The 21721-nt window shown below is 46.6% G+C and carries 21 protein-coding genes; 16 read left to right on the plus strand and 5 right to left on the minus strand.

The genetic code is table 11. The features are described from left to right. The first annotated feature begins 11 nt into the window (after window positions 1-11). Together ACUUJN_RS10470 and ACUUJN_RS10475 are read left to right on the plus strand one after the other, a co-directional pair. On the plus strand, window positions 12-197 hold the full coding sequence (locus ACUUJN_RS10470; RefSeq protein WP_226887697.1) for a hypothetical protein: 186 nt from the start codon (window positions 12-14) through the stop codon (window positions 195-197). Between the two features lie 348 nt (window positions 198-545). Further along, the gene (locus tag ACUUJN_RS10475; protein WP_013309976.1) at window positions 546-848 is read left to right on the plus strand and encodes a HesB/YadR/YfhF family protein; all 303 of its coding nucleotides are present in this window, start codon (window positions 546-548) and stop codon (window positions 846-848) included. A 133-nt stretch (window positions 849-981) separates the two neighbouring features. On the opposite strand, the gene ACUUJN_RS10480 is transcribed toward ACUUJN_RS10475, so the two are convergent. From ACUUJN_RS10480 to ACUUJN_RS10490, 3 genes are all read right to left on the minus strand, one after another. Beyond that, complete coding sequence (locus tag ACUUJN_RS10480) at window positions 982-1494, minus strand: hypothetical protein (protein ID WP_023988256.1); 513 nt, start codon at window positions 1492-1494, stop codon at window positions 982-984. A 115-nt stretch (window positions 1495-1609) separates the two neighbouring features. Then, entirely contained in the window at window positions 1610-2053 is a 444-nt protein-coding gene (locus tag ACUUJN_RS10485) for a DUF441 domain-containing protein (protein ID WP_013309978.1), read from the minus strand. 22 nt (window positions 2054-2075) lie between these two features. Continuing rightward, window positions 2076-3047 carry a YpdA family putative bacillithiol disulfide reductase gene (locus ACUUJN_RS10490; RefSeq protein WP_484669563.1) on the minus strand — a complete coding sequence of 324 codons (972 nt, stop codon included), beginning with the start codon at window positions 3045-3047 and terminating at the stop codon, window positions 2076-2078. Window positions 3048-3342: 295 nt separating this feature from the next. Between ACUUJN_RS10490 and ACUUJN_RS10495 the strand changes: the two genes are divergently transcribed. The 3 genes from ACUUJN_RS10495 (at window position 3343) to ACUUJN_RS10505 (ending at window position 5942) form a co-directional block, all read left to right on the plus strand. After that, window positions 3343-3939 (plus strand): DUF2087 domain-containing protein, encoded by a 597-nt coding sequence (locus ACUUJN_RS10495; protein ID WP_023988258.1) that lies wholly within the window; start codon window positions 3343-3345, stop codon window positions 3937-3939. A 484-nt stretch (window positions 3940-4423) separates the two neighbouring features. Continuing rightward, window positions 4424-5521, plus strand: coding sequence for a ribosome small subunit-dependent GTPase A (rsgA, locus tag ACUUJN_RS10500; protein ID WP_484669564.1), 1098 nt, complete (start codon window positions 4424-4426; stop codon window positions 5519-5521). A gap of 82 nt (window positions 5522-5603) precedes the next feature. Beyond that, on the plus strand, window positions 5604-5942 hold the full coding sequence (locus ACUUJN_RS10505; protein WP_023988260.1) for a L,D-transpeptidase: 339 nt from the start codon (window positions 5604-5606) through the stop codon (window positions 5940-5942). A 118-nt stretch (window positions 5943-6060) separates the two neighbouring features. Here the strand turns inward: ACUUJN_RS10505 and ACUUJN_RS10510 are convergent, their stop codons facing one another. Continuing rightward, window positions 6061-7080, minus strand: coding sequence for a hypothetical protein (locus ACUUJN_RS10510; protein ID WP_023988261.1), 1020 nt, complete (start codon window positions 7078-7080; stop codon window positions 6061-6063). A gap of 216 nt (window positions 7081-7296) precedes the next feature. Here ACUUJN_RS10510 and ACUUJN_RS10515 point away from each other — a divergent pair, with 216 nt between their 5' ends. Then, window positions 7297-7446 carry a hypothetical protein gene (locus ACUUJN_RS10515; protein WP_023988262.1) on the plus strand — a complete coding sequence of 50 codons (150 nt, stop codon included), beginning with the start codon at window positions 7297-7299 and terminating at the stop codon, window positions 7444-7446. Window positions 7447-7574: 128 nt separating this feature from the next. Here ACUUJN_RS10515 and ACUUJN_RS10520 read toward each other — a convergent pair whose 3' ends face one another. Beyond that, window positions 7575-7814: a hypothetical protein gene (locus ACUUJN_RS10520; protein WP_013370782.1), complete on the minus strand. Its 240-nt coding sequence runs from the start codon at window positions 7812-7814 to the stop codon at window positions 7575-7577. Window positions 7815-8203: 389 nt separating this feature from the next. Here ACUUJN_RS10520 and ACUUJN_RS10525 point away from each other — a divergent pair, with 389 nt between their 5' ends. The 10 genes from ACUUJN_RS10525 to ACUUJN_RS10570 all read left to right on the plus strand — a co-directional run bounded on the left by ACUUJN_RS10525 (window position 8204) and on the right by ACUUJN_RS10570 (window position 21716). Continuing rightward, complete coding sequence (locus ACUUJN_RS10525; RefSeq protein WP_023988263.1) at window positions 8204-8524, plus strand: hypothetical protein; 321 nt, start codon at window positions 8204-8206, stop codon at window positions 8522-8524. Between the two features lie 67 nt (window positions 8525-8591). Continuing rightward, window positions 8592-12587: a type VII secretion protein EssC gene (gene essC / locus ACUUJN_RS10530; protein WP_023988264.1), complete on the plus strand. Its 3996-nt coding sequence runs from the start codon at window positions 8592-8594 to the stop codon at window positions 12585-12587. 16 nt (window positions 12588-12603) lie between these two features. Further along, a complete protein-coding gene (locus tag ACUUJN_RS10535; RefSeq protein ID WP_023988265.1) occupies window positions 12604-13446 on the plus strand; it encodes a hypothetical protein in 843 nt (280 codons plus the stop codon). 5 nt (window positions 13447-13451) lie between these two features. Then, window positions 13452-13988 (plus strand): WXG100 family type VII secretion target, encoded by a 537-nt coding sequence (locus ACUUJN_RS10540; RefSeq protein WP_023988266.1) that lies wholly within the window; start codon window positions 13452-13454, stop codon window positions 13986-13988. A gap of 248 nt (window positions 13989-14236) precedes the next feature. Then, on the plus strand, window positions 14237-14512 hold the full coding sequence (locus tag ACUUJN_RS10545; protein ID WP_013309990.1) for a WXG100 family type VII secretion target: 276 nt from the start codon (window positions 14237-14239) through the stop codon (window positions 14510-14512). Window positions 14513-14712: 200 nt separating this feature from the next. Then, a complete protein-coding gene (locus ACUUJN_RS10550; RefSeq protein WP_264453872.1) occupies window positions 14713-16758 on the plus strand; it encodes a serine/threonine-protein kinase in 2046 nt (681 codons plus the stop codon). A gap of 84 nt (window positions 16759-16842) precedes the next feature. Continuing rightward, complete coding sequence (locus ACUUJN_RS10555) at window positions 16843-17595, plus strand: vWA domain-containing protein (protein ID WP_013309992.1); 753 nt, start codon at window positions 16843-16845, stop codon at window positions 17593-17595. A 12-nt stretch (window positions 17596-17607) separates the two neighbouring features. Then, window positions 17608-18444, plus strand: coding sequence for a hypothetical protein (locus ACUUJN_RS10560; RefSeq protein ID WP_264453871.1), 837 nt, complete (start codon window positions 17608-17610; stop codon window positions 18442-18444). 265 nt (window positions 18445-18709) lie between these two features. Continuing rightward, window positions 18710-19519 carry an SDR family oxidoreductase gene (locus ACUUJN_RS10565; RefSeq protein ID WP_023988269.1) on the plus strand — a complete coding sequence of 270 codons (810 nt, stop codon included), beginning with the start codon at window positions 18710-18712 and terminating at the stop codon, window positions 19517-19519. A gap of 712 nt (window positions 19520-20231) precedes the next feature. Beyond that, window positions 20232-21716: an aminotransferase-like domain-containing protein gene (locus ACUUJN_RS10570; RefSeq protein WP_254348142.1), complete on the plus strand. Its 1485-nt coding sequence runs from the start codon at window positions 20232-20234 to the stop codon at window positions 21714-21716. Window positions 21717-21721: the final 5 nt, after the last annotated feature.

Consider the following 21721-nt stretch of genomic DNA (forward strand, 5'->3'; position numbering starts at 1 on the left):
TGTGTACCATTTTGAAGAAACAACAGCGACTTGCTACCACAAATATGATCCGGCAACAGGCGCAAAAAAGGCATACCGTCCGCAGACGATATGCCCTAAATCTCAATATCATATGGCGCGCAGGTATTTTCAGCACACTCACCACTGAAAAACTGCTCAAACGCAGGCAGCCACTCGTATTAAACCATACAACGTGAATGGCCCAATTCTGAAGGATGCGACAGGGGAGATGCTCCGGTATGAAGTTGTTGTGTTTGTAGATGTGGGTAAAATGCAATAGGAAATTTTAGCACCGGTAACACTCCTTTCTTCCTCAAAATGGGTTCATTCTAACATGAGTAATCGTTCAAATTGGTAATAAATTTCAAAATGGATCTCGTATGGTTGAATCTTAACACCCTTTTTTGCGAATTGTCAAACCTTTTTCAAAAAAATGTATATGACTTGTCCAAGAATCTCGCTAGGTTGGGACGGTTGGTGGTCATTCTAAAAGATGCTATGATATAGTTGGCAGACGTCATTGTACAAGGAGATGAGCATAACGTATGAGCATACAGGTAACTGAACCTGCGGCACAGTGGTACATTAAGGAGCTTAGTTTGAATCGTGGAGATTCGATCCGTTTTTTTGTTCGCTATAGCTCTGGCGGCGGGTTGCATCCAGGCTTTTCTCTGGGAATTGCCGTAGAGCCTCCGCAGCACCCCGTATTACAGCATGAAGCGGCTGGCATTACGTTTTATATGGAGGACCAGGATTACTGGTATCTGAAGGGCCATCATCTGGAAGTTAAGTATTTGGAGGAACATGATGACATTATTTACACCTATGTTGAGGATGGACAAGCTTAGCGCTCTACTGTCAATCATAGCGTGCAAATAGTTGTTCTTGGACAAGAAAAGCGGTGGAGTATCGTGTTACAGGAGATGAACCTGTACATGATGCTCCGCCGCTTTTTTGTGGTTAAGGCGGGTATGTCGTATGTTAAGGGTTGTTAAGTATCGGGCCATCGAGTGCAAAATCAAAATCATCAATGTCGTACACATGTACAGGTACGGAAGCTTCGATAATGCGGTGGATCCAGTCCAATTGATCCGTCAGAATAGGTAATGATTCACGTTGAGCTGTCAACACTAGTTCAGTCTCAATTGGATCAAAATATTCTCCGTAATGCGCAGTATCAACAGCATTAATGATAATGAGTGATGTATTGGCATCGAATAGAATAGGCAAGCTCTTGGCCCAAGGCATCTGAAGGGCACGCCGAATTTTTTTCTGATTCAACGGTTCCTCAAAATAACTGATCAACTCGCTTACCTTCCGCTTCACATGTTGATCGTCCATAGGATTATCCATGAGCGGCTCTGTGCTATCCTGGAATTCGTATAGCTCTAGCAGTGATGTGTAAGGCACTATATATTCCACAGGGGCGGGAGATGTAAGTAGTTGGCCGTATATAGCCACCATTACAGCTTCCGTTACAAATTGTCGAGACATCGGTCAAGCCTCCTGCATTTACCAAATTATGCGATATGAGTATACCACAAAGCGGGACTGAATTCAGCCCGACATGCAGATTGCTATCATTTATTCCTATATTTGTTGTACGAATTTAGCTGCGGCCGATTAACAAGGAAAGCAATCCGGCAGCAATCAGAGGTCCAACAGGAACTCCTTTAAAGAAGGCAACGCCAATGACGGTCCCGATCAGTAAACCTGTCACAATAATGGGCTGTCCAGACATCAAAGTTACTCCGCGGCCGCCAAGATAGGCTACCAGAATTCCGATACCAATCGCGAGCAGTGATTTCCAGTGCAGGAAAGACTCCATCACCTGATTGATACTGATTTTACCGCTGGCTAGCGGGGTCATGACCCCAATCGTCAAAATAATAATTCCGATCGTAAGGCCATACCTTTCAAGCCAGGGGAAAGCAGAATGAAAGCTGGTTACCCGCAGCAGCAGTAATACAACCATGGCAATAGTCACGGTAGAGTTGCCACTAACAATCCCAAGACCAGCCAATACCAGTAAGATAAGTGAGCTGTAATCCATACAGATGTTCTCCTTCGTTTATTTAGCTTTGGATATGTTCGGCGATTTGTCGCCCGTGCCAGCGGCCTGTTTCAATAAACACCTCATTGGCATTGCTGCCTGAAGCGATGACCCCGGCGACATATATACCTGGGATGTTCGTTTCCATCGTGGCAGGATTAAATTCTGGTTTGTCCAGATCCTCAGCCATGTGGACGCCAACAGACTCCAGTAGTTTTCGTTCCGGGTGAAATCCAGTCAGTGCCAGTACAAAATCATTTTCGAGCCGGAATGCTTCAGTGTCCAGCGGAGTGACTACGACATGGTCTGGATGAATTTCGGTAATACGTGCGCCTAAGTGCAGCGTGATCTTCCCTTTTTGTACCATACTCTCAAACAGTGGACGAACCCACGGCTTGATGTATTGGGACAACTCGCTTCGACGATATACCATATCAATCGTAGCTCCGACCCGCACCAATTCCATTGCAGCATCTACCGCAGAGTTACTGCCACCGATGACTGCGACCCGGGTTCCTGTATAGGGATGGGCTTCGCTGAAATAGTGCGTGACTTTATCCAATTGTTCCCCGGGAATGCCCAAATAGTTCGGATGATCAAAATATCCTGTAGCCACAACGACATAGCGTGACGAATACGTGTTGGTTATTTCCCCTTTGCTCAGGGTATGTACGGTAAATGTACCGTCATCCTGGCGATGAATGGACTGGGCCTCCTCATAATGCTGAATGTTCAAGTTATAATGAGTGGCTACCTTACGATAGTACGCCAGTGCTTCATGACGAAAAGGTTTATCATTAGGGGTGCTGAATGGAACATCACCGATTTCCAGTAGTTCGGCGGTGCTAAAAAACTGCATGTTGGTCGGATACAGAAAAATGGAGTGAACGATGTTTCTTTTTTCAATAATGACAGTTTGCAAACCTCTGCGGCTGCATTCGATTGCAGCGGATAGTCCGCAGGGTCCGCCACCGATAATGATTACGTCGTACATTTGGATGAACCTCCAGTTGTATTGGTTTATTACGCCAGTTTTGTAGGGTTAACATTATTTTGACGATTAAAAACGGATCTGAGTATTGAAGCAAATAGCTCAGTATGTGAGAAGTTTTCAAATAATAATCCTACCGCAATGCGAACACAATATCCAGCCGTTTTCAGAAAGTGATGATGGAAGGTGAAGATTGACAGCTACTTTTAGTAAACATATAATTAGATATATATCTATTTTATGTGATTGAATTCGCTTGCATAGCAAGTATGTACTAGTGAAAAGAGGTGCAATAACGATGCAACTGGATAAAATGGTCAATTATCATAAAGCACTCGCTGATCCAACGCGTATGCGAATATTACTTCTTTTGTCCCGTGGGGAGATGCATGGTCAAGCTTTGGCGAAAAAGCTGAATTTGTCCCAGCCGACTGTTACACATCATGCTTCCAAACTCCGTGAGGCTGGGCTGATTAAGGAACGACGTGATAAAAACATGGTGTATTTTACACTGAATCCAGAGCTGATCCGGCAGCATGCCGAGGCGACGGTGCGATTTATTTTCGAAAAAGGAGAGGGGGAGGAAGAGATGTCAGAGTTGAATGAAACGCTGGAGGCGTCGGTCTTACGCAATTTTTTTTCCAAGGACGGCAAGTTGCGCCAAATCCCTGCGCAGTATAAGAAAAAATTAATCGTACTTCAGATGCTGGCAGAAAAGCTGGAGCCAGGCCGCATGTATCCTGAACGTGAATTAAACGAGTGGATCAAGCAATACCATGAGGATTTTGCAACGATTCGGCGTGAGCTGATTATGCATCAGTTTATGTACAGGGAACGGGAAATGTACGAATTGAACCCGCGTGAGATGTGGACGCGCTGGGATCAAGTACACTAAACGAAACTTGACAAAGATTTCAAAAAAGTTTCGTGGGCAGCCTTGACAGACAATTGATGGACTTGTATGATAAAGGAAATTTTAGGAGGAGGCGATGTTATATGCGTACGAACATGAATGGATGGCTTCAGCAGCAGAATGACTTGTCTCCCGCACGGACGATGCACGGTTAAAGACTGTATAGATCTATAGTCTTGGCTTAGCAGTTGGTTGGCAGTAGAACCAACGAAATCCGCAGGGAGTGATTCCCTGCGGATTTTTTATGGTTAGGCATCTTGTTATCCAGTTGCTGGTTCTGGGGAGTGGTCTGTGAAGACTGCTTGCTTAAGTGAACGAACGGATCACATCGGCCTGAATCGTATACCCTCCGCAGGGAAACCCCTGCGGATTTTTTGCGTTGTTTGCATGCGGGGAGAAAAATGTATACCGATCGATCGAATAACACTACGATCAAAAAAATAATAATGATTTCAGGAGGAAAACAATGAGTATACATGAATACGGTTGGTCTGATTACTGGAACGGTTTTTGGGACCAATGGAAGCAAAGTTTTGAGGAACGCGTAGGAAATACACAGATACGTCCTGCCCGCTTGATTGCCGATTATGGACAAAAGGTGAAGCTTATCACAATGGATGGAGAACGCTGGGGAGCGGCTTCAGGTAAGCTACGACATGCTATTGTCGATCCGGCGGAAATGCCTGCCGTAGGGGACTGGCTAGCAATCACTACGCCAGATGAAGTGTCGGATGCAGTCATCCATGCCGTCTTGCCACGGAAAAGTCGAATATCTAGACAGGCCGCGGGCTTTGAGACGAAGGAGCAGCTGATCGCTACCAATGTGGATACGTTGTTCCTTGTTAATGCGTTGAATCATGATTTTAATATGCGCAGACTGGAACGGTATTTAATTATGGCTTGGAACAGCGGGGTAAACCCAGTTGTCGTTTTGAGTAAGAGTGATCTTTGTGAAGATGTCGAACAACGGGTTGCTGAAGCGGAGGGAGTTGCCCCTGGTGTACCTGTTATCGTTATTTCTGCTTTGCAGAACGAAGGCAGAGAGCAACTGGAGGCGTTTCTTCAACCTGGCTGTACAGTTGCTTTGACAGGCTCTTCCGGTAGTGGAAAATCCACGATAGTAAACTGGCTCTCTGGGTCTGAAGTTCAACTGACACAGGATGTGAGGGAGGAAGACAGCCGGGGCAGGCACACAACCACTCACCGACAGCTTTTTCCCATCGCAAAGCAAGCCGTTTTGCTGGATACACCTGGTATGCGCGAGTTAAATCTGTGGGATGATTCCATGGGGTTCGCTCATACCTTTTCGGATATTATGGAAACGGCGCAGCAATGCCGTTTTGCAGATTGCAAGCATAAGGGCGAAGCTGGATGTGCAGTGGAGGAAGCTATAGAGAGAGGGGAATTGTCGGAATCCAGAGTGAACAATTATCGCAAAATGCAGCGGGAACTGGAATATCAGGCGCGTAAGGAGGCAGACCGGCGCAGGAAAGATAGCCGTTCAAGCACAACCCCGGGTCGTAGGGATCAGCGAAGCGGCTGGCGACGTGATGTGGAGTGGTAAGCCGAACTGCAGTGAAGCATCAAATGTAAAAATATAAGAAAATCTATGTTGTAGTCGGCATATGGTATAAAGGGGTGAATATATGCCGAACTACAGCATTGTGGTGGATTTATCGGATCGTCGTTTATATTTGAAAGATGGAGATCAGATTGTTCTTAGTTATCCAGTCGGTATTGGCAAGCTGGCTACACAGACACCGCATGGGCAATTTACGATTATTAACAAACAGCCCAATCCCGGCGGCCCTTTCGGAGCGTTCTGGATGGGGCTGTCCAAGCCGCATTATGGCATTCACGGCACCAATGAGCCATGGTCCATTGGCAAGATGGTGTCACATGGCTGCATTCGAATGCAGAATAAGGATGTGCTTGAGCTTCAGGAAAAGGTAAGTATAGGCACGCCAGTCACGATACAGCCGTAGCGGCTAGACGATACTAGATTCTGTATCTACTCAGACGTGGATACCGCGTCATAGGCTGTATCTGTGAAGTATATTTCATGGCGAACGGCCGTAACTTTAAGTTAGATGCTGCGTTTAGTTACGATTTGGGTTGGATAGGGATACGGGCTTCAATCTGTTTGGAGCCCTCTTTGTCGTCTGCGGATTTGACTAACGGTCCCGAAAGACGTTCTCCTTGTGTACCGTATGCCTGTTTGGCGTTGGTCCACATATCTTCGTTTGGTTCGAAACTTATGACTATGGTGTAGCGGTTGGCAAGGCTCGGCTTTTTGACCCTCATGCTGAAGGAGCCGTCAGGCATAACTTTGGTTTGATCATCGTAGCCAAACTGCCATCGTCCCGGAAAATCAATCGTGAGTTTGACGTCCGACCCTTCCAGCAAATTGCTGCGCGCATATACATGATAATAGTTACCTTCTTGCTTCACATCAGGCTTAATCCACACTTGAGGACTACCGTAGTCCTTAGGTTTGTTCCAGACGGGCTTAACTAAAGGGGTATTGCGTTCTTGTTCAGGATCAAATTCAGCCCCAATCCGAACTTCATGCAGAAGCTGTTTGTTTTCTTCGTATTGATATACATAAGGACCTTCCAACTTGTTGCCACCGCTGCCATACAGATTTCGTATTTCATTGTCTTGGTCATCCGGACGGAACAGAACAGTCAGATCCATACTGCCCTGTATTCCAGGGCGTTGCACTCGGAGTACAAAACTTCCGTCCTTTTGAATAGTGGTCTCATCCGTGTACCCAGTTAACAGGGAGTTTTTGACCGCAAGATTCCCTTTGATCCGTGCTCCGGCTGGGAGGTTGGAATGTCCTGTAACTTTCACGGTATTTTTATCAATGCTAACGCCACCTGATATTTCGACATAGCTGCTGCCTTGCTGATGAACAGGTGTATGATTGGCAGCTCTTTCATCAAGGGATGATGCGCCTTGGTTGGGATTACCCGTTACGGTGTAGGCACGTGCTTCAGCTTCATGTTGGGCCATACTCCGGGTTGAAGCTTTTTCCCTGCTGCATGCAGCCAGCATCGTTAGGATTAAGAATGCACATAAAAGGTTCCAGCCTATTTTGGTAATCATGTGTTTACTCATGGTTTCTGCTCGCTCCTTGTCCATAGCTTCCAGGCTTAACGTGATAAAATTTTCGAAACTTTATGTATTTACCCTAATTAAAGGGTATGTAATCCCGCCTGCTTTATCCTATAAGGAACGTACCTGTTTAAACAACGTACAGAATGGTTAAAAATGGATAGCCTGATCATCCCCTTGAAAAGCAGGGGCAGCTTGCTGTAAAGGAGCCTGAGTCATATGTCCATTGACCGTTTTATCTTAAAAAAGCTGGACAACTGCCGGGAAGAGCATACACGCGCTAATTTACTAGAACTGTTTAGAATACGGATTGAGAAGGCGCAGAATAAGGAACGAGGCGGTAAAAAAGGTTATCGCAGAATACTTTAAATAGAGTCTGATCAAATGCATAAGCTGCGGTAAGTCACATGTATCATGTTTCAAAGCTGCTGATATGGAGAGGGTGCTGAAATGCCCCTCTCTTTTTTGTGTCTAATATGGACAAAAAAAAGTCCCTCTTAATAGAGGGACAATGCCAATGAATCATTTTCACTAACGCTATGCAGGATGGCTTCACAACCGACAATCTCTATACTGATCAAAGAGTTAAGACATTTTTGAAGGGCACGCTTGCCGCTGGAGATTTTATTCTCCAAAGTGTTACTTAGAAGTTTTAAAGTTTTTTGTACCGGTTGCTTATTTTCTTGATTGAAGTATACGGGAATACGTTTGTTTTGAAATGTAATTAATGTTCTCACAAAAATCACCTCGCCTGAGTTATTTCATGGCTTTATTGTAGTGCCCGTTTCTTAAAATTACCTTAAAAACACCTTATAAAAACATAAAGGTCTGAAAAATTTACAAAGTGTTCACAACAATCTAGGGAACAATCGAATTTAGTTCTAACTAATCGACAAAATGACGTATATAGCCGTATTAGAAATGATTAAATACATATTATTGATACCAATGACTCTACTAATGTGAGAGAATATGACTAAAGTCGCTGTTTTATTTTTAGAGTGGGTATTTTGTAACAAATTGACAGTCTAATAGTCGGATGCTACAGTTACGATAGCCATATTTCCGTTGAAATAGGCTTTTTGCGTGAACTTTGCTATATATTAAGGATCGGGAGGGATGACAGATGATCCTGACCGTGCTTTCAGGACGACAGGAAACAGAGTGGTTTGACATCGAGGTAGCTGATGAATACTCGGTGGAACATTTAAAGCTGATGCTGGGTGTGCGCATTTTCGGCGAGCCTCCGGCGGAAGGCATGCAATATATTATGGAAGCAAAGTTCCCAGAAGGGCTTTGGTTCAGGGTGGGGGATAACCAGCTACTCACAGGATCAGGCTTACGGGAAGGCTGTACTGTGCGTATTCAGCGCGCTTTTTCGACAACTCAGGACGAAGCGCCTGTGTATGGAAGGCGTTCTCTGTTTCAAAGTGAAAAAAATGGGTAAATACACACATGAAATTATATGAAACCTTGGTAAAATGAAATAGTAAGCGAAAAGGGGGACTTTTGTCTTGAATGCATTATACCAGCGATCCCCGAGATTAAGGCCGGCGCTCCGAGAGGAGAAGCTGGAGATTTTACGGCCTCCGGCTGAGCCGAGCAAGCCGTCTTTTTCTATTATATCTATACTTATTCCGTTAATGATGACGTTGGTGACTATAGGCTTTTACGTATATATGAGCAAAACAGGCAAGATGGGTAACAGTAACTATTTGATGTTCCAGATGGTCACCGTGGTCATGATGCTTACATCTTATACGATTCCTTTTTTCGTCTATTTAAATAATAAGAAGGAATACAAGCGTAAGCTGGAGGAACGGGACCGGATGTACCGAGAACAACTCCAAAAGCATCGTGAAGAACTTGAAATGAAACGCGAGGAGCAAATTCGCACACTATATGAAATTCACGGTGACCCGCAAATATGCACTCAAATCGTCAAAAACCGCAACAGTTCACTTTGGGAACGATCACCGGAGGATGAGGACTTTTTGCAGGTGCGTATTGGGACTGGACAAGTTCCCTTTCATATTAAATTGCAAATTCCACGCCCAGACGGTTATGACCGAGATCCTTTGTTGGGAGCTGCGGATGAACTGGAAGAGGAATTTCGTCTGGTAGACGCTGCTTCCATTGCATTACCGCTGTTTCAATCCAAAGTGGTTGGATTGGTCGGCGACCGGGAGCATACCCTTGCTGCGTTAAGAGTCATTTTGGCACAGGTGACGGTTCGTCACTCGCCAGATGAAGTGAAAATTGCTTCCTTCTATGACGAGCGAGAGGAAAGTGAATGGACTTGGATGCGCTGGCTCCCACATGTGTGGGATGATGACCGCATCCAGAGAATGATGTCAGACCGCAGTAGCAGTGCACATCAATTAGCTGATTTTCTGTTTGCCAGACTGAACCGTCGTAAAAATAATCGCAATGATCGCCAGGGCAAAGGAATGGAAGTCCCGTGTTATATCGTTGTTTTATCTGACACCCAGCTGATTGAGGAAGAACCGTTGCTGCCGTTGTTACTGGAGGACGGTCGAGCCATTGATGCGTGTACGATTGTGCTGGCTTCTCGTAAAGAGGCTTTGCCGATGCAGTGTCAGCTGATTGTGGAGGCTTCCAAAGAGCAGGGCGTATATGCCCGCAAATCAGAATCGGCGGAGGTTGAACAGCAAAGTTTTAAACCGGATCGTTTGTCAAAAGAGGAAGCCGATGCATTGGCGAGGTACATGGCTCCTATTCGCTTGAAGCGTTCCTCTGCTTCTGACATTCCCGCTGTGCTACCTCTGTTTGATATGATGAGCGTAGCGAGTGTGGAAGAACTGGACGTGGCAGATCGGTGGCGACGTAACCGCCATCCCGATACCTTACCTGTGCCGATGGGCGTGCGAGCAGGCGGTAAGAGGATTATGATTAACCTGCATGATAAGATAGAGCGTCAAGGACATGGTCCCCATGGCTTGATCGCCGGTACAACGGGTTCAGGGAAGAGTGAGGTTATCCAGTCCATCGTAGCCTCGCTTGCTGCCGAGTTTCATCCACATGATCTTGCTTTTATGCTGATCGATTACAAGGGTGGAGGCATGTCCAACACGTTCGTTAACTTGCCGCATGTTGTGGGTACGATCACGAACTTGGACAATAATTTGATTGAACGTGCCAAAATATCTCTTAAAGCAGAACTGGTTCGTCGACAGAAGATATTGAACGATGCAGGCAATTTACAGCATATTGATGAATATTACAGACTACTCCGGCAGCGGCAGGAACAACCGCTGCCTCATCTGGTTATTATTATTGATGAATTTGCACAATTAAAGCGAGATCAGCCAGAGTTTATGGACGAGTTAATCAGTATTGCCGCGATTGGGCGGACACTAGGTGTCCATTTGATTTTGGCGACGCAAAAGCCCGCAGGTGTCGTAGATGATAAGATCTGGAGTAACTCCAGGTTCCGCATCTGCTTACGGGTGCAAAGCGAAGGTGATAGCCGTGACATGTTGAAAATACCGAATGCCGCGTGGATTACGAAGCCGGGACGAGGATATTTCCAGGTCGGTAGCGACGAGGTGTTTGAAGAGATGCAGTTTGCTTGGAGCGGTGCGCCGTATATAGGCAACAGCGATATTTCTTCTGCACTACCTGTACATGAAGTGAGACTGAACGGGAAACGTGAAGCGCTACTGACGGGCGGCGAACGGGCAAGCTCAGGCTTAAAAGGAGAAGAAGCCCCTAAACAGCTTCAAGTATTTATTGATTATATTGCGAATGAGGCTGCTAAGGCAGGGATCGAACGACTTCAGGGACCGTGGCTTCCACCGCTGCCTGAATTGCTGGATTTAACAAATCTGCCGGTATGCACCGAAATAGATAGTACATCATCACCTTTGGAGCTGAAGGCTCTTATTGGTCTGGTGGATGATTTGCCGAATCAGCGGCAGGAGCCAATTTATGCATCGCTGGATCATGGTCATTGGGCTGTGTATGGCATGCCGGGTATGGGAAAAACGACCTTTTTGCATACATTGCTGATGTCCACGGCTCAGCGTTTTGCAGCGAATCATTGGAACGGGTATATCATTGATATGGGTCGAACGATGCGCGACTTTGGGGAACTTCCCCAAATCGGGGCTGTTATGATGGCTGAGGAGGATGACCGGATCAAGCGATTGTTCCGTTATCTGTTCAAGATGGTAGCCGTACGCAAGGAAATGCTTTCCGAGGCTGGTGTCAAAACAATAAGCTCTTATCGACGTTCTGCTGTTGAGGATATTCCGCAAATTGTCGTAGTTATTGATGGATATCTTAATTTCCGTAATGCTTATCCAGATGAAAATGAACTGCTGGAATCTCTTTTGCGAGAAGGAGGCAGTCTAGGTATTACGTTTATCATTACAGCGAACCGGATTACCGATGTGTTTGAGAAATTCCGCAGTAACATACCGAATGCTGTTTCTTTTGAAATGTCCGACCCGAGTGACTATTACTATGCGGTAGGACGACCAGCCAAAACGCCAGGACCGTTAATTCCAGGCCGCGCTCTGGTTAAAGGGCATGTTCCTCCGCTGGAGTTCCAGACGGCATTGCCTTCACCAGGAGAAGATGAGGCGGAGCGATCAGCACGGTTACGCCGCAATATTGCTGGCATTGTGCAGGAATGGAAAGGCAAGCACGCACCAGCCATCCTCCCATTACCTGAGCGGATTCCATTGTCGGAACTGCTTCAGCAGTGGGATCAGACGAGTGGACCTTCGGGTGCACTTCCTTATGAAGTACCTGTAGGTCTACAGAGTGACGATCTTGAGCCTTTTCTCCTGAATCTGAAAGAAGGGCCCAATTTTATAGTGGGTAGTCCAATGGAGGGTGGAAAAACCTCTTTTCTAATGAGCTGGATTATATCGCTTGCTTATTACACATCACCCGATCAATTGGAAGTCTATACGATCGATACACGCTATGGAGGCGGAGGACTATCTAGATTACGGCATCTTCCTCATGTTAAGGCTGCTGCCGAAAGCGAGGAAGAAATGGGACCTCTGGTACAGAAAGTGTATGATATCGTTCAACAGCGGAACAAGGAGGGGAATGATCCCGAATTGCTCCTGGTCATTGATGATGCGGATATGTTAAGTAAGCAACTGAACGATTTTATGATAAAGGATCAGCTCTCCGCCATTGTACGGTTGGGACGTGATCGCAATGTGCATGTCGTGCTATCGGGTGTGCCATCTGATTTCCCTACCTTTGGTGTGGACTGGTTTAATGATGTCAAGGCAAGCCAAAGCGGTATGCTATTTGGAACACTAGATTCGAATGATCTATCGTTCTTTCGTATCCCTTATTCGGAGGCGAACGCCGCTGCTGGTGGCCTAAAAGTCCTGCCACCTGGGCAGGGATACTACGTACGGCGCAAATTTACCAGGATAAAAGCGGCAATTCCCTTCTCAGAGCAAGTGAGCTGTGAGGATTGGATAACGAAAATTCGTGACCGATGGCATGTTGTAGTTTGAAGGGAGGTGGCTCATAATGTTAACGTTTCAAGCTTCCAAGCAGAAGTTAATAACCCTCAAGGCGAAGGAACTGTTTTTTCTGGCAGGCGTATTGGGTTCTGACAGACTGCTTGGGGTGGAAGATCCGTTTAAGGGCTATCTAGCAGAGGAGTTGGCGGAAGAGTGGGAGCAGGTAAAAGCTACTCTTTTGGAAAAGGGGTATCTAAAGCGGGTAGATAAGGGCAAAGAGCTAGCAATGCCTCCTACCGTTTTTTCAAGAGTCGCTATCGCGGGATTATCCAACAGGGCTTGCCGTATACGCTATGCGCGGGGAGGTAAGCGGTTTGAAGGCTATCTCCATTGCACGAACGAGCGTGTAGTGGAACTCGTGAAATCCGCTGATGAACCCGATGAGTATCGACTGTACGATCTGGGTAATGTGGAAAAGGCTTGCGAGACATTGATTGATAAAATGGGTTGGGTAGATCGACTTGTGCCTGAATCCCCCGCACTTATGTTCTCCAAGCAGGCATTTAATAAAATTTATGAGCAATCGGCAGGAGAAAGTGTGTCTCTGATCAGCAGTAAACTGACCGAGGCTAGCGGAGATGCAGAGGGGGCTGCAAGACTGGCTCAGTCTTTGAGTTCTCGTGTAGCCGAAGGAGAACTGCAATTGCTGGTATGGAATGGCAGGGAGTGGGAATCACAACGGGCAGCCTTTGTCCTGTGTCCTGCAATGAACTGGATATTTCGGATGAGCTCAAGTGGTAACGGAGACTGGCTGATTGCAGCTATGGCTTCAAGGGATCAGTTTGTGGATTTATTATTAAATTGGTTGAAACAGTCGGCAGTGAATGAAGAAGTGACAGAAGAAGGGTGATGGATATGCGCATTCGAGTTGAACCGGATGTGCTTCGGGGGCTTAGCGGGCAGCTACAGCATGCGGCGGAGCAAATTCAACAGTTAACAGCAGGTTTGGAGCAGGCGTTACAATCGCTGGATTGGGATGTATCTGCACGCGAGGCGATCTTGAATCATTGGATGCAGGCCAAGCGGATGTCAGAACAGATTCATGCTTACCTCCATACATCAGGTACACAACTGAACCGAAAGGCAGAGCAGTTTCAGTCTGTTGACCACAACTATCAAACGATTCTGTCATTTGCCAGCCAACCATTGGGACGACCCGTCACAATGCTCGATTGGTCGAATCAGCAATCACCGTCTATTCTGCCTGGGCAAGCTTCGGAAACAGGCAGTCTGATTTCAAACCCGCAGTCTGTCGTACATGCCATTGCTGGTGTACAGTCTTCGGATGTAGAAACGTTGCATCAGGATATTCTGATGCAGGCGTCTTCTAGCAGTCCGCAGGATTGGTATTTTACTGATCCGTCTACAACAAGAGATCAGCCTGTCGCTTAGTTGGGATCGCGTTCCGGGACAATCTGGATCGACTGCAAAATTTACTTGATTCGTTTCGCAATTCCCGACTTTATGGGACTTATTAGGTGGTTGTTTTGTTAATATTATACTGTTAGGTGCTGTTTTATAGTTAAAAAGTGGGATTGTTACAATTAGGTCCTTTGCCTTTTGTAGGGAATTAAATAGCCATAGTACAATTTGAACTAGATAAAACAAAAACATTTTTATCATCAAGGAGGACGCAAAAAATGGCAGGACGCATTTTAATTACCCCAGAACAGGTTGATCAGGTGGCTAACCAATTTAAACAAAGTGGTGAGCAAAGCCAACAGATCGTTTCCAGTTTGACACAGTCCATCTCAGGTATGGAAGGTCAATGGGAAGGTATGACTAAACAACGCTTCTTCCAAGAGTTTCAGGAAGCTAGCAAACAAATGCAAGCTTTTGTAACGACTTTGAACAGCATCAGCCAAGAATTGACAGCTATCGCTAACAAATTCCGTACGGTTGACCAAACGAAATAAGTTGCCTTGCCTGATAGGCATTAACTTGTCATATACCACTCTATAAGAAGCAATATGTGAGCCATTCCTCACGGTTTGGCACAGGATGTTCAGGAAAAACCGGGCGATCTTCGGATACCCGGTTTTCTTGCCATCCATAGATGTATATAATAAGGTGAGGAAAACTAGCATACTGAATGATGTAAGGAGAGGGATGTTTCATGTCTTTTCAACCGAATCCGGGAGACGAATTGATCATAAACGGCACAGCTTATGTGGTTGGACGACATCCCGCTGCACCCGGTTTAGCCTATGCTCAAGCAGGGCGGCAGGGAATTGTATACCAACTGAATGCCAAAAACGGAGCACCGCATGAGGCAAAAGCCCTTAAAGTGTTTTTTCCGAAGTTCCGCATCCCGGCTATGGTTTATCAATCTGAGCATATGGAAGCATACGGGGATATTCCCGGTTTGCAGGTATGCAAGCGTGATGTGCTCACTCCAGAAAGAAACGGAAGTCTGATCGCCGAGCAGCCTGATTTGCTGTATGCGGTGCTGATGCCATGGGTTCACGGTATGACATGGTTCGATTGTCTCACAGATCAGCGTCAGCTTGAGGCTTCCGATAGTCTGGCTTTAGCCAGAGCATTGGCAGGGATCGGTTCAGCTATGGAGCAAAAAGGATTGGCGCACTGTGATTTATCGGCGCCGAATGTGATGCTTCCGTTTTTTTCTGAAGTGGAACTGCCTCAAGGCACGTCAGCTGTGGAATTGGTGGACGTGGAACAAATGTATAGTACTAAAATGGATCGTCCAGACGCTCTATTGGCAGGTTCGCCAGGGTATGCCGCACATCGTACCGTCCACAGCGGTTTATGGAGTGCGTATGCAGACCGTTTTGCAGGGGCAATTATTATAGGAGAAATGCTAGGCTGGTCTGACCGTGTTGTAGTCGACAAAGCGTGGGGCGAAAGTTATTTTGATCAGCATGAAATGCAGACGCCTTGCGAACGTTATTTTATTTTACGAAAATCACTTGAATCCCGCTGGGGCAGCAAGGTGGTAGAATTGTTCAGCCGCGCCTGGGATAGTCAGGATTTAAGCAGTTGCCCTACTTTTGGCGAATGGTTGGTTGTACTTAATGCAGTTACTGAGCAGGAAATTCCAGTTGAGGCTATAGAACCGGAGCCTGCTGCGACAGAAACAATAGAATCGGCAGCGGTGAGTGGCCTTTCCAGTGAAGCTGCATCTTCTTTGTCAGCACCTGCACCGCTCAAGGCTGAACAGGCTGCCCTGCTAAATCAGGCTGCCCTGGAGCAGGGAGAGCGTGGGGTAACGGACAAGCTGTTCCGACAGGCACGTGATTTGGAGCAGCAGAACAAACCTGCTGCAGCGCTGGAAGTATACCGGTCGTTGTATCATTTTGTAGAAGACGGCAGTCCTCTGCATGTGGAGGTGTCGGCTGCGATCACAGGGCTAGAGGAGCAGTTGAATCCCAAGACGCCGGAGCAACCTGAAAAATCAAAAGCCTGGTATCGCTCCAAAGCGTTTATCGTGACAACTGCGGCCGCAGTCGTTCTGTTGGCAGCTGGAATCCCAGCCGTGAATATTCTTGCAGATCAGTCCAGTCAGCGACAAATCGAGGCAGCCAAGCAGGAAGAGGCAGCGAAGGCTGCAAAGGCGGCCGAGGAAAAGCTGGCAGCCGAGCAGGAAGCCGCTCAAAAATTGCTGACGGAGAAACAACGCCAGGAAGCGGAACAGCAGGCCAAACAGCAGGTACTTGCCGCTCAAAAGCAACAGGAAGAGCAGAAGAGACAGCAAGCCCTTATCGATCAACAGGTTAAATATGAAGCTTATCTCGCCCAAAAGGAACAAAATAAGCAGGCGGCTGCCAAGTTGGCGAAGCAAAAAGCGTATGATCAACAGGCAAAGTATGAAAAATACTTGGCTTTGAAAAAGGAGCAGGAAACCCGTGCCGCCCAGGAAGAGGCAGCTCGTAAGGCAGCAGCCGAGGCGGAACAAAAGCAAAAAGAGTCTATGCATGCACGAAACAAGGAGAACGTTCTTCAGCTTATTTCCCTGTACAACAAGGCATATGCCTCTCAGGAAGGTGGAAGCGCTGCGAAGGCAAAGAGCTTTGCGAAGCGTTTTAGAACACTATATGATAGTAATCCTTCTTATTATCGTTCGGTAGGCGAAGTGGGATATCGGGCTTCCTCGATCTATAATTTTTTAGGCGATACGAATTTTAGACTGCCTAAAATTTAATATTTCATATGTTTATATATGGGCGGAATGATAGCTACAAAACAGATGAAGATAGAAGGTAACTGAGGGGAGCATGTACAAACCATGAATTATACAATACAGGCTTCACAACGCACTCCCGCCCTGATCATTTACCTGATTGACATCAGCGCGTCGATGAACATGCTGATGGAGGGGCGGCGGCGTATTGACGTTGTATATGAAGCTATATCGTTGGCGATCCGGCAGATGGTTTTCCGTTCAACCAAAGGAAATCGGCTGACAGCACGCTATCGGATTGCGATTTTAGCTTATAGTGACGACGTGTATGACCTGCTGAATGGTGTCAAGGGAATTGATGAAATCGCGGCCATTGGTTCGTTGCCCGATTTGACACCCAAACGATTTTCAGATTCAGCAAAAGCCTTCCTGCAAGCTGAGCGTATTTTGCAGGCAGAATTACCAGGGATGCAGGACTGTCCTGCACCTTTGGTCTGTCATATGACAGATGGGGTTTCCACAGGCGATGATCCGGAACCGATTGCGAAGCGTATTATGAGCATGAGTGTACCGGACGGTAATGTACTGGTGGAAAATATATTTTTATCCGACAGGTTGCTGGAAACGCCTATTCAGGACCCCCGTCGCTGGAAAGGTCTGACGCATAATACGCCTTTGCAGGATGAACATGCTGTGAAATTGCGTGATATGTCTTCTGTACTGCCTGAAAGCTATCGAGAAATGCTGTTTGAGGCAGATTATCAGTTAGGTGAAGGAGCCATTATGATGCTGCCCGGAACCTGTGCGGAACTGGTGTCCATTGGGTTCCAAATGTCGGCTGCAACGCCTGTACGGTAAGGAGGTAAAAGCATGAATCCACTGCTGTCCCTGCTCCCCGCGAGCAAAAAAAAGGGAATGAATGCAAGGCTGACTCAGCAATTTGCTTACATAAGCTCTCAGACAGGCGATCAGCCTTTATCATCTCATCACAGTCGTTTTATGTGTCGTTATGGCTATGGAAGATCTGCCGAATCTGCCAGTATGGGGGAAAGCGGACAGGATTTCGCCGCAGTACGTATTCATAAATCCGTCTGTTGTTTTGTCTTGTGTGATGGTGTCGGGCTCAGTTACCGAGGAGATTTTGCAGCCCGCTATCTGGGTTCCTCTTTACTGGATTGGATGGAACGGGGACAAGATCTGTCTGTTGATCAATTAAGAGTGTACCTTGAACGTTTGGCAGGTACAGCGGCAGAGGAACTGGATCGGCAGCCTTTGGATCATGAATCAGGCTTAATGCGCTCGGTATTGGAAGATAAACGTCGTCAGGGAAGCCAGTCCATGTATATTTGCGGTAAAATCGAACTGCCGAAGCGTGGTAGCCGTGGCCGTCTCCGACTTGCCTGGCAAGGGGATTCACGTTTGCGACTATGGAACGGTGCCGAGGAAATTAGCGAGCTGTTCGATCATACTTTTTCTACAGCGGAGCGCTGGTCAACAAGTCGTGGGCCGATTGGTGGGAAGCCTCATTGGTACGAAAGAAGTATACCCGCAGATATGCCGATGAGATTACAGGTGTATACGGACGGTTTATCCGATTTGGACCCCATTCGCGAGCCTGTCCCTGATGAGCAGATACAGGTATTGCTGGACGCATCCCATACCGGGGGACTTGATGATGATGCTGCATTTATTGAGCTTCAGTGGTAAATGAATAAGCAAAAGGACGTATGCATCCATATCCATGGTTGTATAACGTCCTTTTTTTGATGAATACATAGAAAAATACGATTCGTTAAGATATTTATAGAATGTAACGAGGAGGAGAAGGAAATACGCGCTAATGCGCGTAATATTCGTCCTTTTCTCAAATATCGCAAAGGAATAGCAAAAAATGCGCAAAAATGGTGATTATAAAGTATATCCTTTTGGGTAATCTTGTGATTATACAGATTACTGAAAGGGAGCGATACATATGAGCTACACATATGCAGGAGGCGCACGCTTTGAAGGCAAAACGGCTCTGATCACGGGGGCTGGTTCTGGCATTGGCAAGGCAACGGCCATTCAAATGGCTAGAGAAGGAGCGAATGTCGCTCTTTTTGACGTAAGTAATGAGCGTATTTTGGAGACAGAAAGAGAAATTAATGCTATACGTGAAGGGTCGGCGCGGGCATTTGACGTGGACATTGCCGATCCGGTGCGTGTGGAAAAAGCAGTTCTGGAAGCGGTTGAATTATTTGGCGGTCTGCATATCATTTTTGCTAATGCCGGGATTAACGGGGTCGTCGGACCGATCGAGGATCTGAGCATTGAGGATTGGCGGCAAACATTGTCCACGAATCTGGATGGTACCTTCCTGACGGTGAAGTATACAATACCACATTTGAAAAAGAACGGTGGCGGCAGCATTATTATTACCAGCTCCATTAATGGAAATCAGCGCTTTACCAGCTTTGGAATGTCAGCCTACAGCACATCGAAGGCGGGTCAAACCGGTTTTGCTAAAATGGCTGCGCTGGAGCTGGCTAAGTTCCGTATTCGTGTCAATGTCATCTATCCTGGGGCCATTTCGACCAATATTGATGAAACCACGGAGAAATCGGAAGGGTTAAAGCAAATTACCATCCCCGTCAAGTTTCCCGAAGGAGGGCAACCGTTGGCAGATGGACCGGGTCAACCCGAGCAGGTAGCTGATTTGGTAACATTTTTGGCCTCAGATCATTCGCGTCACATTACTGGTGCACAAATTGTAATTGATGGGGCAGAGTCGTTATTGTTTTAGAAAATAGAGCATGCTCTGGGACGGAGAAATGTTTTGTGGTATCCTGAGTGTATTGTCTTGGTTACGGTGCGAATGTGAAGCTCACATAAAAAACCCGGGTCCTTCGCACCTCGAAATTTGTCGAAATGGATTCGGATTAGCTTTCTTCGTTAGAAGTCAATAGTCGATTCAAGCTTTTTTAGCATCGTTTTTTTCGAAAATGCATGGAATTGATATCATTAGGGTATGAATTCCTTCATTTTCGCTGTCGCACTCCATATGAGTGCGTGGATTGAAATCGACCATTCAGCGGTAGTCGCTCATGTATCCGGTCGGGTCGCGCTCTATATGAGTGCGTGGATTGAAATATGATGAATGGAGGACGTCCTCAAGAAAGAAATAGGCGCACTCCATGTGACAATTGACGATGCGGCAGGATTCACGGTCAGTCGTTACGGCATATGGTTTTGTTTGACTGGTATGCTTTGCATAGTTCTCAGGGCTTCAGCCGCAGAAGGAAGAAAATAAAATCGAAGTGAAACGATCTTTGTGATATGTACAATGCTCGCAATGGGCGCGATGAGAGGCAATGATGCGGGGGAATGAGGCAAGAATATGAGGGCGTACAGGGGATAAAATGCGGAAGAACCACCGAAGGATGAAAAATCCAGTGCGGTGGTTCTTTTTTTTCACTCGTCTTGTATGCCATCATTATAGGGGGAGGCGATGAAGAATGTTCCAGGATTTCAAGCTCGTAAGTGACCGCCCGGTCTCGATACAAGTAAAAGAATACGTCAATCGTTTAATTATAAAAGGGGCGCTTCAGGCGGATCAGAAGCTGCCTTCCACACGAGAAATGAGCGTTCTGCTTAAGGTGAGCCGCAATACAGTCATTGCAGCCTATGAAGGCTTGGAGGATGACGGATTTACGTATGCGATTCCCGGAAAGGGGAGTTATGTGGCCGCCATGGTGGGCCAGTCGGCCGTAGATAACGGAGGATCTGACGGTTCTGCCACCTGGGAGGTCGACTGGAAGGCAAGAATGAACGAGTATGCTGTATCGGCTGTTGATCTGGATATGATGAAGCAGGGCATTCGTGCCCAAAAGGGAACTATCTCGTTCACAAGCATCGCTCCGGATGAGCAGCTGTTTGATCTGGGGGATGTAAGGCGAGCTTTTATGGATCGGATGGCAATCGAAGGGCAGGTGCTGCTCAACTACGGCTATGCCAAGGGCTACAAGCCGCTGATTGATTACCTGATGCATTATATGGAGAACAAAGGCGTCGATATAATTGGCAAGGATATGCTGATTACAGGCGGGTTTACAGAAGGCTTTGACATTGTGCTGTCGGCTTTACGCCCTTCTGCACGCCGTGGAGCGGCAATTTGTGAAAATCCGACCCATCACACAGCGATCAAAAATTTGAAGTTGCAAGGATTTGAGATTACCGGCATTCCGATGAAGTGTGACGGTATTGATGTAGAGCGGCTAGAGGAGGTATTACAGACCAATAGCTTCGATTTGGCCTATTTGACTCCTTCCTATCATAATCCGACAGGCATCGTCATGTCGCCAGCAAAGCGTAGCGCTGTTATGAAATTAATGATGCGCTATCAGATTCCGGTGATCGAGGATGGATTCAATGAGGAGCTACGCTACTCGGGAGCGCATGTTGCGCCCTTAATAGCGACAGCAGGCCAAGGGAACGGAGTAATCTATATTGGCAGCTTTTCCAAGGTGCTGTTCCCTGGCTTGCGTGTAGGCTGGGTGCTTGGAGACCGAGCACTGATTGACACTCTGGAAAGCATTAAGCGTGCGCGCACCATTCATACCTCAACAATCGATCAATCGATTTTATACCAATATATGCTTAACGGAAATTTCGATAAACATGTAAAAAAAGCACGTACAGAGTATAAGCGCAAATATGAGCTGACAAAGGCATGCTGTGAAGCACATCTTCCTGAGGCGCATGTGTCAGGTGACGGGGGCTTGCATTTGTTCCTTACCTTCCCGACAGGCGTAAATACACGCCAGCTGCTAGAAGCTTGCACAGAACAGGGCGTCATTTTCACACCGGGAGACAAGTTTTTTATTCAAGAAGGCGAAGGGACGAATACATTGCGGCTTGGGTTTTCACGAGTAACAGATGAAAATATCGAACGGGGTATTCAAATAATCGGTCAACAGACGCGTAACTTTCTTAAGGCATAAGGATT

The sequence above is a fragment of the Paenibacillus sp. LRG-1 genome (assembly GCF_057220305.1).